Raw genomic sequence first — 13,971 nt, forward strand, 5'->3', positions numbered from 1 at the left:
TCGATGCTGCTGATTTCGCCATCGTCGCAACAGGCCAGGCGCCGGGAGGGGCCGCGCGGCCGCTATGACCCGGTGCTGCTGCTGGCCATCGTGGCGTTGGCGAGCATCGGCATCGTCATGGTGGCCTCGGCGTCCATCGCGGTGGCCGACGGCAAGCATATCGGTGCGTTCTACTACCTCAAGCGGCATCTGTTGTTCCTGTCGCTGGGCACGGTGCTGGCAGTGATCGCCATGCGCGTGGAGCTGAAGTTCGTCGAGAAGTTCAGCATGCCGCTGATGCTGCTGGGCATGGCGACGATGCTGGCGGTGTTCCTGCCGGGTATCGGCATGCGCATCAACGGTGCGCGGCGCTGGCTGAATCTGGGCGTGACCAGCTTCCAGCCGGTCGAGGCGATCAAGCTGCTGCTGATCGTGTATCTGGCCAGCTATCTGGTGCGCCACAAGCAGGCGGTCGAGCGCAAGCTGTTCGGCACCGTCAATCCGCTGGTGGTGGCGGGGCTGATCGTCATCAGCCTGCTGCTGCAGCCGGACTTCGGTTCCTCCGCGCTGATCATCGCCGTGACCGTGGGCATGATCTGGCTGGGCGGCGCGCGCATGCGCTATCTGTTCGGCATGGCCGCGGTGGCCGCGCCGCTGCTGGCGGCGGCCGCGCTGAGCGAGAACTATCGCGTGCGTCGTCTGATGACGTTCCTGGACCCGTGGAAGGACCCGTTCAACGACGGTTTCCAGCTGACCCAGGCGCTGATCGCGATCGGGCGCGGCGAATGGACCGGAGTGGGACTGGGCGAGAGCGTACAGAAACTGTTCTACCTGCCCGAGGCGCACACCGATTTCATCCTCGCTGTGATCGGCGAGGAGCTGGGTCTGGTCGGCATCGTAGTGGTGCTGGCGCTGTTCGCATTGCTGGTCGGCCGCGGATTGATGCTGGGGCTGCGTGGCGTCGAACTGGGCCAGCATTTCGCCGGCTATGTGGCCTTTGGCATCTCGCTGATGATCGGCCTGCAGGCGATGGTGTCGGCGGGCGTGAATCTCGGCGTGCTGCCGACCAAGGGCCTGACGCTGCCGTTGATCAGTTCCGGCGGCTCCAGCGTGATGATGACCTGCGCCATGCTCGGCGTGCTGCTGCGCGCCGGCTACGAGATCCATCGTGCGGGCGACGCCCGGCGCATGGCCGTGCGCAACGAGAGTGCGCGCGTCGCCGATGCGAACGTCGCCGATGCGAGCGCGACCGAGGAGGCGCCGGCATGACCGCGCAGCGTCCCGTTCTGATCATGGCCGGTGGCACCGGCGGCCACATCTTCCCCGGGCTGGCCGTGGCCGCCGAGCTGCGCGCGCGCGGCATCCCGGTGATCTGGCTGGGTGCGCAGGGCGGTCTGGAGACCACGCTTGTGCCAGCGCATCGGATCGAGATGGATACGGTGCGCATCGGCGGTCTGCGCGGCAAGGGCTGGCGTACGCGCCTGACCGCGCCGTTCGTGCTGCTGCGCGCAGTGCTGTCGGCATGGCGACTGCTGCGGCGGCATCGGCCGCGCAGTGTGCTGTCGATGGGTGGCTACGTGGCCGGGCCGGGCGGTCTCGCCGCATGGTTGCTGCGTATTCCACTGCTGGTGCACGAACAGAATCGAGTGCCGGGCGTGACCAACCGCGTACTGGCCAAATTGGCGCGAAAAGTGCTCGTGGGATTCGCCGACGCGTTCCCGATCGAGGTCGGGGCGGAGTGGGTTGGCAACCCGGTGCGTGAGGACATCGCTGCGGTACCGCCGCCCGCCGAGCGTTTCGCCGATCGCAGCGGCGCGGCGCGCCTGCTGGTGCTGGGCGGCAGCCAGGGCGCGCGCACCCTGAATCGTCTTGTGCCGGCCGCGTTGGGGCGCATGCCGCCGGCTTCGCGGCCGGAAGTGCTGCATCAATGCGGCATGCGCGACCTGGATGCCGCGCGCAAGGCCTACCGCGACGCCGGCGTCGAAGCCCGGGTCGAGGCGTTTATCGAGAACATGAGCGCCAGCTACGCCTGGGCCGACCTGGCCGTGTGCCGCGCTGGTGCGCTGACGCTGGCCGAGCTGGCCGCTGCCGGGCTGGGCGCGATCCTGGTGCCGTTCCCGTACGCGGTTGACGACCACCAGACCAAGAATGCCGAGGCGCTGTGCGAAGCCGGCGCCGCCGAACTGATACAGGAGCGCGACTTGCGCGAGGACGATCTGGAAACACGTTTGCAGGCGCTGCTGAGTGACCGCGCGCAACTGCTGAAGATGGCCGAGGCCGCACGCGGATTGGCACAGGCCGACACCGCGGCGCGCATCGCCGACCGTTGCCTGGAGGTGGCTGCATGAGCGTGCGTCGACTGCGACCCCACGACGACATCATGACCGTGTTCCGTCGCGTGCACTTCATCGGCATCGGTGGCGTCGGCATGAGCGGTATCGCCGAAGTGCTGCAGAACCTCGGCTACACCGTGTCCGGTTCCGACCGCGCACGCACGCCGGTCACCGAGCGTCTGCAGAAACTGGGCGTGACCGTACGCGAGGGGCATGCCGCCGAGCATGTCACCGACGTCGACGTTGTGGTCACCTCGAGCGCGATCAAGGAAGACAACGTCGAGCTGATGGCCGCGCGCGAGCGTCGCATTCCAGTGGTGCCGCGCGCCGAGATGCTGGGTGAGCTGATGCGCTTCCGCCGCGGCATCGCCATCGCCGGTACACACGGCAAGACCACCACCACCAGCCTCACCGCCAGTGTGCTGGCCGAGGCCGGGTACGATCCGACCTTCGTGATCGGCGGCCAGCTCAATTCGGCCGGCGCCAACGCACGACTGGGCACGGGCGAGTATCTGGTGGCCGAGGCCGACGAATCGGACGGTTCGTTCCTGATGCTGTCGCCGATTCTGGCCGTCATCACCAACATCGATGCCGACCATCTGGAGAACTACGGCGGCGACTTCGCCAACGTGCGTCAGGCCTTCGCCGACTTCCTGCACCGGTTGCCGTTCTACGGTCTGGCCGTGCTGTGCGTCGATGATCCGGAAGTCGAGAAGCTGTCGCACGAAATCGCGCGCGGCGTGGTCACCTACGGCATCGACAACGCCGACGCCGACGTGCGTGCGTTGAACCTGCGCCAGCGCGGCTTCGAGATGCATTTCGATCTGCAGTTGCCGGGACGCAAGACGCCGCTGCCGGTGGCGCTCAATCTGCCGGGCCGGCACAACGTGCTGAATGCGCTGGCCGCGGTTGCGGTCGGCTGGCAGCTGGGCGTGGACGAAACCGCTCTGGTCGGTGCGCTGGCCAGCTTCCAGGGCGTGGGCCGGCGCTTCCATCGCCGCGGCGAACTGGCGCTCGATCAGGGCAGCGTGATGCTGATCGACGATTACGGCCATCACCCCAGCGAGATCGCGGCGGTGTTCGACGCCGTGCGTAGCGGCTGGCCGGACAAGCGTCTGGTGGTTGCGTTCCAGCCGCATCGTTACAGCCGTACGCGCGACCACATGGACGACTTCGCGCGCGTGCTGTGTGAGGCCGACGTGCTGGTGCTGACCGAGGTCTATCCGGCCGGCGAGAAGCCGATTCCGGGCGCCGACGGTCGTGCCCTGGCGCGGGCCGTGCGTGCGCGCGGCAAGGTTGCGCCGGTGCTGGTCGAGCATCCGCGCGAATTTGCCGAAGCGCTGCCGGCGCTGCTGCGCGACGGCGATCTGCTGTTGCTGCTGGGCGCGGGCGACATCGGCAGCACGGCTGCGGCGCTGGCCGCGGCCGGTCACTTGAAACAGGAAGGTGAGGCATGAACCGGCCGGTCGACGACACGACGCTGCGTTCCCCGGGCGAATTCGGTCGCGTGGCCGTGGTCATGGGTGGCAATTCGGCCGAGCGCGAGGTTTCGCTGGATTCCGGTCGCAATGTGCTGGACGCGCTGAAGGCGCGCGGCATCGACGCGCACGCCATCGACGGCATCCCTGCGCTGCTGGACGCGCTGCGCGCGGGCCACTTCGCGCGCGTGTTCAACATTCTGCATGGCGGCGGCGGCGAGAACGGTCAGCTGCAGGGCGCGCTGGACGCGCTCGGCGTGCCGTACACCGGATCGGGCATTCTCGGTTCGGCGCTGTCGCTGGACAAGATTCGCGCCAAGCAGGTGTGGCTGACTCGCGGGCTGCCGACCCCGCGCTTCGAGCCGCTGCCGCGTGGCGGCGACGTCCATGCCGTGGTCAAGCGCCTCGGTCTGCCGGTGATCGTCAAGCCGGCGTGGGAGGGCTCCAGCGTCGGCATCACGCGCGTGTTCGAGGAAGCCGATCTCGACGCCGCCGTCGAGCTGGCGGCGCGCTATCCGGGCGACCTCATGGTCGAGCAGCTGATCGAGGGCGACGAACTGACCGTCTCCATTCTCGGCGACCGCGTGCTGCCGTCGATCCGCATCGTGCCCAAGGGCGCGTACTACGACTATCACGCCAAGTACGTGGCCGAGGACACGCAGTACATCTGTCCGGGCCTGGACGATGCCGAGGCCGAGGCCGAACTGCGCGCGCTGGCGCGGACAGCGTTCGATGCGCTGGCCTGCGGCGGCTGGGGCCGCGTCGACGTGATGCGCGACCGACAGGGCCGCAACTGGCTGCTGGAAGTGAATACCGCGCCGGGAATGACCGCGCATTCGCTGGTGCCCAAGGCGGCGGCCACCGTCGGCATTCCGTTCGACGAGCTGTGCCAGCGCATCCTGGAGACCAGCTTCGACAGCACGCCGGCGCGTGCGGGAGGCGGCGCATGAAGGCACCGATTTCCCTGCGCGGTGCGGCATGGCTGATCGCGGTGGCGCTGGTGATTCTGCCGGTGGTCGGTCTGGTGCGTGGCTGGTTCGCGTCTGATCGCTGGCCGATCCGTACGCTGCAGGTGCAGGCGTCCTACCAGCATGTCAGCGCCGACAAGATCCGCGCGACGGTCGAACCCTATCTGGGCAAGGGCTTCTTCGCGACACGCCTGGATCGTGTGCAGAAGGCCGTGCAGGCACTGCCGTGGGTGGCTTCGGCCGAGGCGCGCAAGGTCTGGCCCGACACGCTGGAACTGCGCGTGCACGAACGGCAACCCGTCGCGCACTGGAACGGTGACCGTCTGATTGGCCGCGACGGCGGGATCTTCACCGCGCCCGGCGCGGCGGCGATCGGCGGGCTGCCGCAGCTCAGTGGTCCGGATGCGCGTGAACCGGAAGTGGTCGCGTTCTACCAGCGTGTCCGCGAGCCGTTCGCGCAGGCCGGTCTGCGCGTCGATGGCGTGGCTCTGAGCGGCCGAGCCAGCTGGCGCCTGCAACTGGGCAATGGCGCCGAACTGGTCATCGGCAGCGACGACGTGGAGCAGCGTCTGAAGCGTTTTCTCGACGTGTATCCGCGTCTGGCCCAGGACGGCGACGGCAAATCCTTTACCCGAGTGGATCTGCGCTATGCCAACGGTTTCGCCGTGCGCTGGCCGCAACCCGAGGCGAATGCGCAGCCCGCGGCAGGCAGGGGAGTTCCGCAGACATGAACCGCAAGAACGAAAAACAGCTGGTCGTGGGCCTGGATATCGGCACCTCCAAGGTGGTGGCGATCGTCGGCGAGTACGAGCCGGGTGAACCGGTCGAGGTGATCGGCGTCGGCTCTCACGTCTCGCGTGGGCTCAAGCGCGGTTCGGTAGTCGACATCGAGTCCACCGTGCATTCGATCCAGCGCGCGGTCGAGGAAGCGGAGCTGATGGCCGGGTGCGACATCCGTTCGGTCTACGCCTCGATCTCGGGTAGCCACCTGGAGACCAAGAACTCGCACGGCACCGCGGCGATCCGCGATCGCGAAGTCACGTCCGGTGACCTCGAGCAGGTGCTGGAGGCGGCGCGCGCGGTGGCGATTCCGGCCGATCGCAAGGTGCTCTACAAGGAGCCGCAGGAATACCGCATCGATGGCCAGGACGGCATTCGCCACCCGGTCGGCATGAGCGGCGTGCGCCTGGAGGCCAGCGTGCACCTGGTCACCGGTGCGGCGCCGGCGGTGCACAACATCACCAAGTGCATCAGCCGCTGCGGCCTGTCGGTCGACGAACTGGTGCCCTCGGCCGTGGCCAGCGCCAAGGCGGTGCTGACCGACGACGAGCGCGAGCTGGGCGTATGCCTGGTCGACATCGGCGCCGGGACCACCGACATCGCGATCTACACCCAGGGCGCGATCCGCTACACCAAGGCGCTGCCGGTGGGCGGCGACCAAGTCACCAACGACATCGCCTACGGCGTGCACACGCCGACCGCGCACGCCGAGGAAATCAAGATCAAGTACGCCTGCGCACTGGCGCAGCTGGCGAGGGCCGAGGAGACCATCCAGGTGCCCAGCGTCGGCGACCGTCCGCCGCGGCGGCTGGCGCGGCAGGCGCTGGCGCAGTCGGTGCAGGCCCGCTACGAGGAAATCTTCGAGATGGTGCAGGACGAACTGCGCCGCTCGGGCTTCGAGAGCATGGTCGCGGCCGGCGTGGTGCTGACCGGCGGCGCCTCGCGCATGGAAGGCGCGCTGGAGCTGGCCGAGGAAGTCTTCCACAAGATGGTGCGATTGGGTCATCCGACCCAGGTCGCCGGTTTCGGCGATGTGGTCGGCAATCCGATCAACGCCAGCGGCGTGGGCCTGCTTCTGCATGGTGCGCGCAGCGGTGGATCGCGCCTGGCCGGTGGTCCGATCGGGCCGGGCATGGGCGGCATGGTCGACAAGGTGCGCGACTGGCTGACACGAAATTTCTGACCGCGTCTCGGCGCGGCGGAGCAAGGAACAGGATGCGCACGGAGGCGCAACCGGGCAGGGGAACTCCCTGCCAAACCCGGATTCCGGCATGTGTTGGGACCGGGCAACAACGACAAAAGTGAAACACTGACGGAGGACGGGAAATGTTTGAACTAGTCGAAAAACTGGCACCGAATGCGGTGATCAAGGTGATCGGCGTGGGCGGAGGCGGCGGTAACGCCGTGGCTCACATGGTCAATGCCAACATCGAGGGCGTGGAGTTCATCTGCGCCAACACCGACGCCCAGGCGATGAAGAACTGCGGCGCCAAGGTCGCGCTGCAGCTGGGCGCGAACGTGACGAAGGGTCTGGGCGCGGGCGCCAATCCGGAAGTCGGCCGCCAGGCCGCGCTGGAGGATCGCGAACGTCTGGAGGAAATGCTGGAAGGCACCGACATGGTGTTCATCACCGCCGGCATGGGCGGCGGCACCGGCACCGGCGCTGCGCCGGTAGTGGCGCAGCTGGCCAAGGAGAAGGGCATCCTGACGGTGGCCGTGGTCACCAAGCCGTTCCCCTTCGAGGGCAGCCGTCGCATGCAGGTGGCGATGAAGGGCATCGAGGATCTCTCGCAGCACGTCGATTCGCTGATCACCGTGCCCAACGAGAAGCTGCTGACCGTGCTCGGCCGCGAGGTCACCCTGCTCAGCGCCTTCAAGGCCGCCAACGAAGTGCTGCAGGGCGCGGTGCAGGGCATCGCCGACCTGATCACGGCCCCAGGCCTGATCAACGTCGACTTCGCCGACGTGCGTACCGTGATGTCCGAGATGGGCATGGCGATGATGGGTTCGGGTAGCGCCACTGGCGACGACCGCGCCCAGGCCGCGGCCGAGGCGGCGATCAACAACCCGCTGCTGGAGGACGTGAACCTGTCCGGTGCCTGCGGCATCCTGGTCAACGTCACCGCCGGTCCGAACCTGACCATGCGCGAGTTCGACGAGATTGGCCGCGTGGTGCACGACTTCGCCAGCGAAGACGCCACCGTGGTGCTGGGCACCTCGTTGGACACCGAGCTGAAGGACGAGGTCCGTGTGACCGTGGTCGCGACCGGCCTGAACCGCGCGGCCGCGGTGCGCCAGCCGCTGCGCCAGGGCGTGCGCGACGACGCTCGCGCCGGCAGCAAGCCGAAGCCGGCTGCCACGCGCCAGCCGCCGCGTCCGGTGGTGCTGCGCACGGGTACCGGCAACGAAGTCGTGGATTATGCGGAACCGCAGCCGAAGGCGCAGGCCAAGGTCGAGCCGGCCCCCGCGGCCGATAGCGATCCGGGTATGAACTACCTGGATATCCCGGCCTTCCTGCGTCGTCAGGCCGACTGATCGCGTAGGTTCGGTCCGATACACGGCCCGAATCTGTGTGATCGAGGAATGCCTGCGTCGGAACTCCCGTCCTCCGACGCAGGTCCTATCTTTCCGTGCGGGGCCGTTCGGCGTTGTATGCGCCGGCGGAACCGCACGGCATTTTTACCGCTGTCGCCGACTGGAAAAATCTGTACAGGAGGGTCGATCCGGCGAGTGCATCATCCATGACAAGACGGTCCATGCCCCGAGTCCGGCATACGCAGTCGTATTGACCTGAACGAAAGTGATACCTTGCTCACACTTGAACGCACCGGTACACTATCTCGGTAGTTAAAACTGTGTTAGCCTTTCACCCACTTTGGGCTGCTGTCCCAATAAAAGGTTGCAGGCATGATCAAGCAGCGCACTCTTAAAAACATCATTCGTGCCACTGGCGTCGGCCTGCATACGGGCGACAAGGTCTACATGACCCTGCGTCCGGCCCCCGTCAATACCGGCATCATCTTCCGCCGCACCGATCTGGCCGAACCGGTCGAGATCCCGTCGCGCTGCGAGAATGTCGGCGACACGCGACTGTCCAGCACCCTGGTCAAGGACGGCGTGCGCGTGGGCACCGTCGAGCACCTGATGTCGGCCATGGCCGGCCTCGGTATCGACAACGCCTACGTCGACCTGTCTGCACCGGAAGTGCCGATCATGGACGGCAGCGCGGGTCCCTTCGTGTTCCTGCTGCAGTCGGCCGGTATCGAGGAACAGCAGGCGCCCAAGCGGTTCATTCGCATCAAGAAGCCGATCAAGGTCGAGGATGGCGAAAAGTGGGCCCGTTTCGAGCCGTTCGACGGTTTCAAGGTGGGTTTCTCGATCGACTTCAATCACCCGATCTTCACGCAGCGCACCTCCAGCGCCGAGATCGATTTCTCCACGACCTCGTTCGTGAAGGAAGTCTCCCGTGCGCGCACCTTCGGTTTCATGCGCGACATCGAGATGCTGCGCGAGCGCAATCTGGGCCTCGGTGGCTCGATGGACAACGCCGTGGTGCTGGATGACTACCGTGTTCTGAACGAGGACGGTCTGCGCTACGAAGACGAATTCGTGAAGCACAAGATTCTCGACGCCATCGGCGACCTGTACATGCTGGGTCACAGTCTGATCGGCGCCTTCTACGGCCACAAGTCGGGCCACGAGCTCAACAACAAGCTGCTGCGTGCATTGGAAGCGAATGCCGACGCCTGGGAAGAGGTGATCTTCGACGATCCCGCCAATGCGCCGATTTCTTATGTGCATCCGGCGCAGGCCGTGTAACACCGGCACGCTCATCCATTTCGGGGTGAATCCAACGCCTCCGGCTCAGTCGGGGGCGTTTTTATGCTCGGAAATCGTAAGAACCTGCGTAAAATCTCGCAAAATCCTGAGATCTATGACTTTGCAAATAAGCTGAACGTGCTATAAACCCTGAGACGTCGGTCGCAGTCGCGAGCGACGGAATCGAAAACAATGTGAAACGCAGCGGGCAAGGGGAGTTCAGCCGTTGCGGGGGAGTCATTACGACTCTGGAGGGGAAGAAGAATCTTCGGCGACGGACGCCAGACTCAGGAACAGGGCCTTCAATTCATGGTCCGAAAGGGACTGCGCCGCTTTGCGGAGGTGGTCCGCGGCAGCGCGGGGAAGGGGTTTCGCAGCGACCGGTTCTTCCGGTTCGGGTAGCAGCGGAGCCACTTTCACGACGACGGAACTGGCCTTGGCGCCCAGATTGTGGGCAGCGGCGAGCAGATCGCCCTGACACATCCGCAATCGAGACGCCCAGGCCGGAGTCGGTGCCAGAAACACGATGCGGTCATCGCGCAGGTCAGCCAGGCGGACCTGCTCCCTCAGGGGGGATGGCAACGTCTGGCGCAACCGTTCGTCCAGTGCGGTCAATGCTCGGGCACGCTCACGCAGCGCGGCCACGGGCTTGCAGTCACCCACGACCTTGGCGGTCTTGGTGTGTATGCGAAAAGCCGAACGCTGGCGTGGTGGTTGCACGGAGTCGAACCTAACAAGTTGTTGAAGTAATGCAGATCATACTCGTTCCTCGAAACAAGCAGGCCCCGAAGACCTACGACACCGCCAACGTCGCATTGCGTGCACGTGTGCTGGCGATCGCCGCCGGCGCGTTGCTCGTGGTGGCGAGCCTGGGGGCGGCAGCGGCGCTGGCGGTGGTCCGACCTCGCGACAGCGCGGTTCGCGAGATTCAGGCCATGCGGCAGACCATTCAGCAGCAGCAGCAAAGGCTGACGCAGGTGCATGCCGATGCGCAGCGCGACGTCAATGCGCTGGCGGTCAAACTCGGCGAACTCCAGGCCCAGTCGGTGCGACTGGATGCGCTGGGCGAGCGCCTGGCGAAGGCCGGCAAGCTGAAGGACGGCGAGTTCGACTTCGACCAGCCGCCCGCCATCGGTGGCGCCGAGGATGGCGGCGAGGCGACGTTCTCGTTGCCACAGACCCTCAATACGAGCATCAGCAGCCTGTCGAACCGCTTCGACCGCCAGCAGGTACAGCTGAAGGCGCTGGAAGATCTGCTTCTCGATCGCAAGGTGGCCTCGAGCCTGCGTCCGACCGGCATGCCCATCTCGGGCGGCTACATCTCCTCGTATTTCGGCTACCGGACCGATCCGTTCAACGGCCATCGCGAGTTCCATTCCGGACTGGACATGGCCACGCCGATCGGCACCCCGGTACATGCGGTGGCCGAGGGCATCGTCACCTACGCCGGCAAGCGCAGCGGCTATGGCAACGTGGTGGAAGTCGACCACGGCAATGGCTACATGACGCGCTATGCACATAACAGCAAGCTGCTGGTGCATGTCGGTGAACGCGTGCGGGTAGGCCAGAAGCTCTCGTTGACCGGCTCGACGGGCCGTTCCACGGGTCCGCATCTGCATTTCGAGGTCTGGTTCAAGGGCCGCGCGATCAACCCGCTGGCCTTCGTTCGCAGCCACCGCTAGGGTTCTTGCGACCCGTGCGTCGCGCTTCCGGCGCGATGAAACGGGTCGGCCCGACGTCGGGTGCTTGAAACCGGCGGGGTATGCCACCATTGGCAGGGCAGGGAGCCGGCGTGCGTAGTATGATTGCGGATTCGACCGCGCGCGCTGCGGCCATTCGTTAATCAAATCGGATCTTCGATGTTCAATCGCCTACTGACGAGCGTTTTCGGCAGCCGCAACGAGCGCGTGCTGCGCCAGCTTTCCAAGACCGTGGCGCGCATCAATGCGCTCGAGCCCGAATTCGAGCAGCTCTCTGACGATGCGCTGCGCGCCAAGACCGACGAATTTCGCAAGCGCCTCGATGGTGGCGAGTCGCTCGACAAGTTGCTGCCGGAGGCCTTCGCCACCGTGCGCGAAGCGTCCAAGCGCGTGCTGGGCATGCGCCACTATGACGTGCAGCTGATCGGCGGCATGGTGTTGCATCAGGGCAAGATCGCCGAGATGCGTACCGGCGAGGGCAAGACCCTGGTGGCGACGCTGCCGGTCTACCTCAACGCCCTGGAAGGCAAGGGCGTGCACGTGGTCACCGTCAACGACTACCTGGCGCGCCGCGATGCCGCGCAGATGGGCAAGGTCTACGGGTTCCTCGGTCTGACCACCGGCGTGGTCTGGCCGGACATGAACCACGAGGACAAGCATGCCGCCTACGCCGCCGACATTACCTACGGCACCAACAACGAATTCGGTTTCGACTACCTGCGCGACAACATGGCGCTGTCCAGCGAGCAGCGCTATCAGCGCGGGCTGCACTACGCCATCGTCGACGAAGTCGACTCGATCCTGATCGACGAGGCCCGCACGCCGCTCATCATCTCCGGTCCGGCCGAGGATTCGCCGCAGCTGTACGTGGCGGTGAACAAGATCGTGCCGCACATGAGCCGGCAGGAGAGCGAGGAAGCCGAGGGCGATTACTGGGCCGACGAGAAGCAGAAACAGGTGCACCTGTCCGAAGCGGGCATGGAGCACGCCGAAGAACTGCTGCGTCAGGCCGGCGTGATCGAACCGGACAGCACGCTGTACGATTCGGCCAATCTGGCCGTGGTGCACCATCTGAACGCCGCCCTCCGTGCGCACGCGCTTTATCAGCGCGATACCGACTACATCGTGCGCGACGGCGAAGTCATCATCGTCGACGAGTTCACCGGACGCACCCTGGCTGGTCGTCGCTGGTCCGAGGGCCTGCATCAGGCGGTCGAGGCCAAGGAAGGTGTGCCCATCCAGCGCGAGAACCAGACGCTGGCCACGGTCACCTTCCAGAACCTGTTCCGCATGTACAACAAGTTGTCGGGCATGACCGGTACGGCGGACACCGAAGCCTACGAATTCCAGTCGATCTACGGTCTGGAAGTGGTGGTGATCCCCACCAATGAGCCGATGATCCGCAAGGACAATCCGGACATCATCTTCCTCAGCCAGGAATACAAGTTCAAGGCCATCGTCGAGGACATCCGCGATTGCCAGCAGCGTCAGCAGCCCGTGCTGGTCGGCACCACCTCGATCGAAGTGTCCGAGTTGCTGGCCAACGAGCTGCACAAGCAGAACATTCGCCACGAAGTGCTCAATGCCAAGCAGCACGAACGCGAAGCGCACATCGTGGCGCAGGCCGGTGCGCCGGGTTCGGTGACGATTGCCACCAACATGGCCGGTCGCGGTACCGATATCGTGCTCGGAGGCAGTCTGGAAGTCGACCTGGCGGCATTGCCGGAAGACGCCACGGACGCCGACCGCGAGCGAGTCAAGGCCGAATGGCAGAAGCGGCACAACGCGGTGCTGGAATCCGGTGGTTTGCACATCATCGGTACCGAGCGCCATGAGTCGCGCCGTATCGATAATCAGCTGCGCGGCCGTTCCGGTCGTCAGGGCGATCCGGGTTCGTCGCGCTTCTATCTGTCGCTGCAGGACAATCTGGTCCGTATCTTCGCCGGCGAGCGCGTGGGACGCTGGATGCGCGCCTTCGGCATGAAGGAAGAGGACGCGCTGGAAGATCGCATGATCAGCCGTCAGATCGAAAAGGCGCAGCGCAAGGTCGAGCAGCACAACTTCGACATCCGCAAGCACCTGCTCGAATTCGATGACACCGCCAACGATCAGCGCAAGGTGATCTACAACCAGCGTCGCGAGTTGCTGGAGTCGGAGGACGTTTCCGAGACCGTGCGCGACATTCGCGACGACGTGTTCACTGCATTGGTGAATGCCTTCGTGCCGCCGGACAGCATCGACGACCAGTGGGACATCGCCGGTCTGGATCGCACTCTGCAGAGCGAATACGACCTGCATCTCGAGCTGCAGCGCTGGGTCGAGAGCCAGGAAGAGATCGACGCCGAGATGATCCTCGAGCACGTGCGCGAGGCGGCCGAGAAGATGTTCGCGGACAAGGAAGCAGAGCTTGGCGCGGAAACCATGCGTCAGCTCGAGAAGCACATCATGCTGTCAGTGCTCGACAACGCCTGGAAGGAGCATCTGGCGAGCATGGACTACCTGCGTCAGAGCATCCATCTGCGCAGCTATGCACAGCAGCAGCCGAAGCAGGAATTCAAGCGCGAGTCGTTCCTGCTGTTCTCGAAGATGCTCGACCGCATCAAGAGCGAAGTGACGCAGATGCTCGCTCGCGTGCGCATTCGCAGCGAGGAAGAGGTGGCCGCGCTGGAAGCCGAGCAGCGTCGTCAGGCACAGGCCAAGCAGCTGCAGTTCCAGCATGCCGATGCACGCGCCATGGGCGATGAGGAAGACGGCGGCGAAGGCGCCCCGCATCCCGAGTCCCCGGTGGTGCGCGACGGGCCCAAGGTCGGCCGCAACGATCCGTGCCCGTGCGGCTCCGGTCGCAAGTACAAGCACTGCCACGGTCGTCTGGACTGACCGCTGCAGCGTTTCGGACATGAAAAAACCCCGCCTT

At 65.6% G+C, this 13,971-nt stretch carries 11 protein-coding genes; 10 read left to right on the top strand and 1 reads right to left on the bottom strand.

The genetic code is table 11. From position 1 onward, the window contains the following. Window positions 1-3: 3 nt before the first annotated feature. The 8 genes from ftsW to lpxC all read left to right on the top strand — a co-directional run bounded on the left by ftsW (window position 4) and on the right by lpxC (window position 9,357). A complete protein-coding gene (gene ftsW / locus HF690_RS11190; RefSeq protein WP_193568470.1) occupies window positions 4-1,248 on the top strand; it encodes a putative lipid II flippase FtsW in 1,245 nt (414 codons plus the stop codon). Beyond that, window positions 1,245-2,327 (top strand): undecaprenyldiphospho-muramoylpentapeptide beta-N-acetylglucosaminyltransferase, encoded by a 1,083-nt coding sequence (murG, locus tag HF690_RS11195; RefSeq protein WP_168609499.1) that lies wholly within the window; start codon window positions 1,245-1,247, stop codon window positions 2,325-2,327. The genes ftsW and murG overlap by 4 nt, the downstream gene beginning before the upstream one ends. After that, window positions 2,324-3,769 carry a UDP-N-acetylmuramate--L-alanine ligase gene (gene murC / locus HF690_RS11200; protein ID WP_113063738.1) on the top strand — a complete coding sequence of 482 codons (1,446 nt, stop codon included), beginning with the start codon at window positions 2,324-2,326 and terminating at the stop codon, window positions 3,767-3,769. Before murG ends, murC begins: the two co-directional genes overlap by 4 nt. After that, on the top strand, window positions 3,766-4,740 hold the full coding sequence (locus HF690_RS11205) for a D-alanine--D-alanine ligase (protein WP_168609500.1): 975 nt from the start codon (window positions 3,766-3,768) through the stop codon (window positions 4,738-4,740). The genes murC and HF690_RS11205 overlap by 4 nt, the downstream gene beginning before the upstream one ends. Further along, window positions 4,737-5,489, top strand: coding sequence for a cell division protein FtsQ/DivIB (locus HF690_RS11210; RefSeq protein ID WP_168609501.1), 753 nt, complete (start codon window positions 4,737-4,739; stop codon window positions 5,487-5,489). The genes HF690_RS11205 and HF690_RS11210 overlap by 4 nt, the downstream gene beginning before the upstream one ends. Further along, window positions 5,486-6,721 (top strand): cell division protein FtsA, encoded by a 1,236-nt coding sequence (ftsA, locus tag HF690_RS11215; protein ID WP_168609502.1) that lies wholly within the window; start codon window positions 5,486-5,488, stop codon window positions 6,719-6,721. The genes HF690_RS11210 and ftsA overlap by 4 nt, the downstream gene beginning before the upstream one ends. Before the next feature lie 143 nt (window positions 6,722-6,864). Next, window positions 6,865-8,073, top strand: coding sequence for a cell division protein FtsZ (gene ftsZ / locus HF690_RS11220; protein WP_168609503.1), 1,209 nt, complete (start codon window positions 6,865-6,867; stop codon window positions 8,071-8,073). A gap of 372 nt (window positions 8,074-8,445) precedes the next feature. After that, window positions 8,446-9,357, top strand: coding sequence for a UDP-3-O-acyl-N-acetylglucosamine deacetylase (gene lpxC / locus HF690_RS11225; protein WP_113063733.1), 912 nt, complete (start codon window positions 8,446-8,448; stop codon window positions 9,355-9,357). A gap of 240 nt (window positions 9,358-9,597) precedes the next feature. On the opposite strand, the gene HF690_RS11230 is transcribed toward lpxC, so the two are convergent. Further along, window positions 9,598-10,077, bottom strand: coding sequence for a DciA family protein (locus HF690_RS11230; protein ID WP_338042908.1), 480 nt, complete (start codon window positions 10,075-10,077; stop codon window positions 9,598-9,600). A gap of 29 nt (window positions 10,078-10,106) precedes the next feature. On the opposite strand from HF690_RS11230, the gene HF690_RS11235 reads away from it, so the two are divergent. Together HF690_RS11235 and secA are read left to right on the top strand one after the other, a co-directional pair. Then, entirely contained in the window at window positions 10,107-11,039 is a 933-nt protein-coding gene (locus HF690_RS11235; protein WP_113063732.1) for a M23 family metallopeptidase, read from the top strand. Window positions 11,040-11,216: 177 nt separating this feature from the next. Next, complete coding sequence (secA, locus tag HF690_RS11240) at window positions 11,217-13,934, top strand: preprotein translocase subunit SecA (RefSeq protein WP_168609504.1); 2,718 nt, start codon at window positions 11,217-11,219, stop codon at window positions 13,932-13,934. Window positions 13,935-13,971 lie beyond the last annotated feature (37 nt).

This window comes from Oleiagrimonas citrea (assembly GCF_012395255.1).
Classification (GTDB): domain Bacteria; phylum Pseudomonadota; class Gammaproteobacteria; order Xanthomonadales; family Rhodanobacteraceae; genus Oleiagrimonas; species Oleiagrimonas citrea.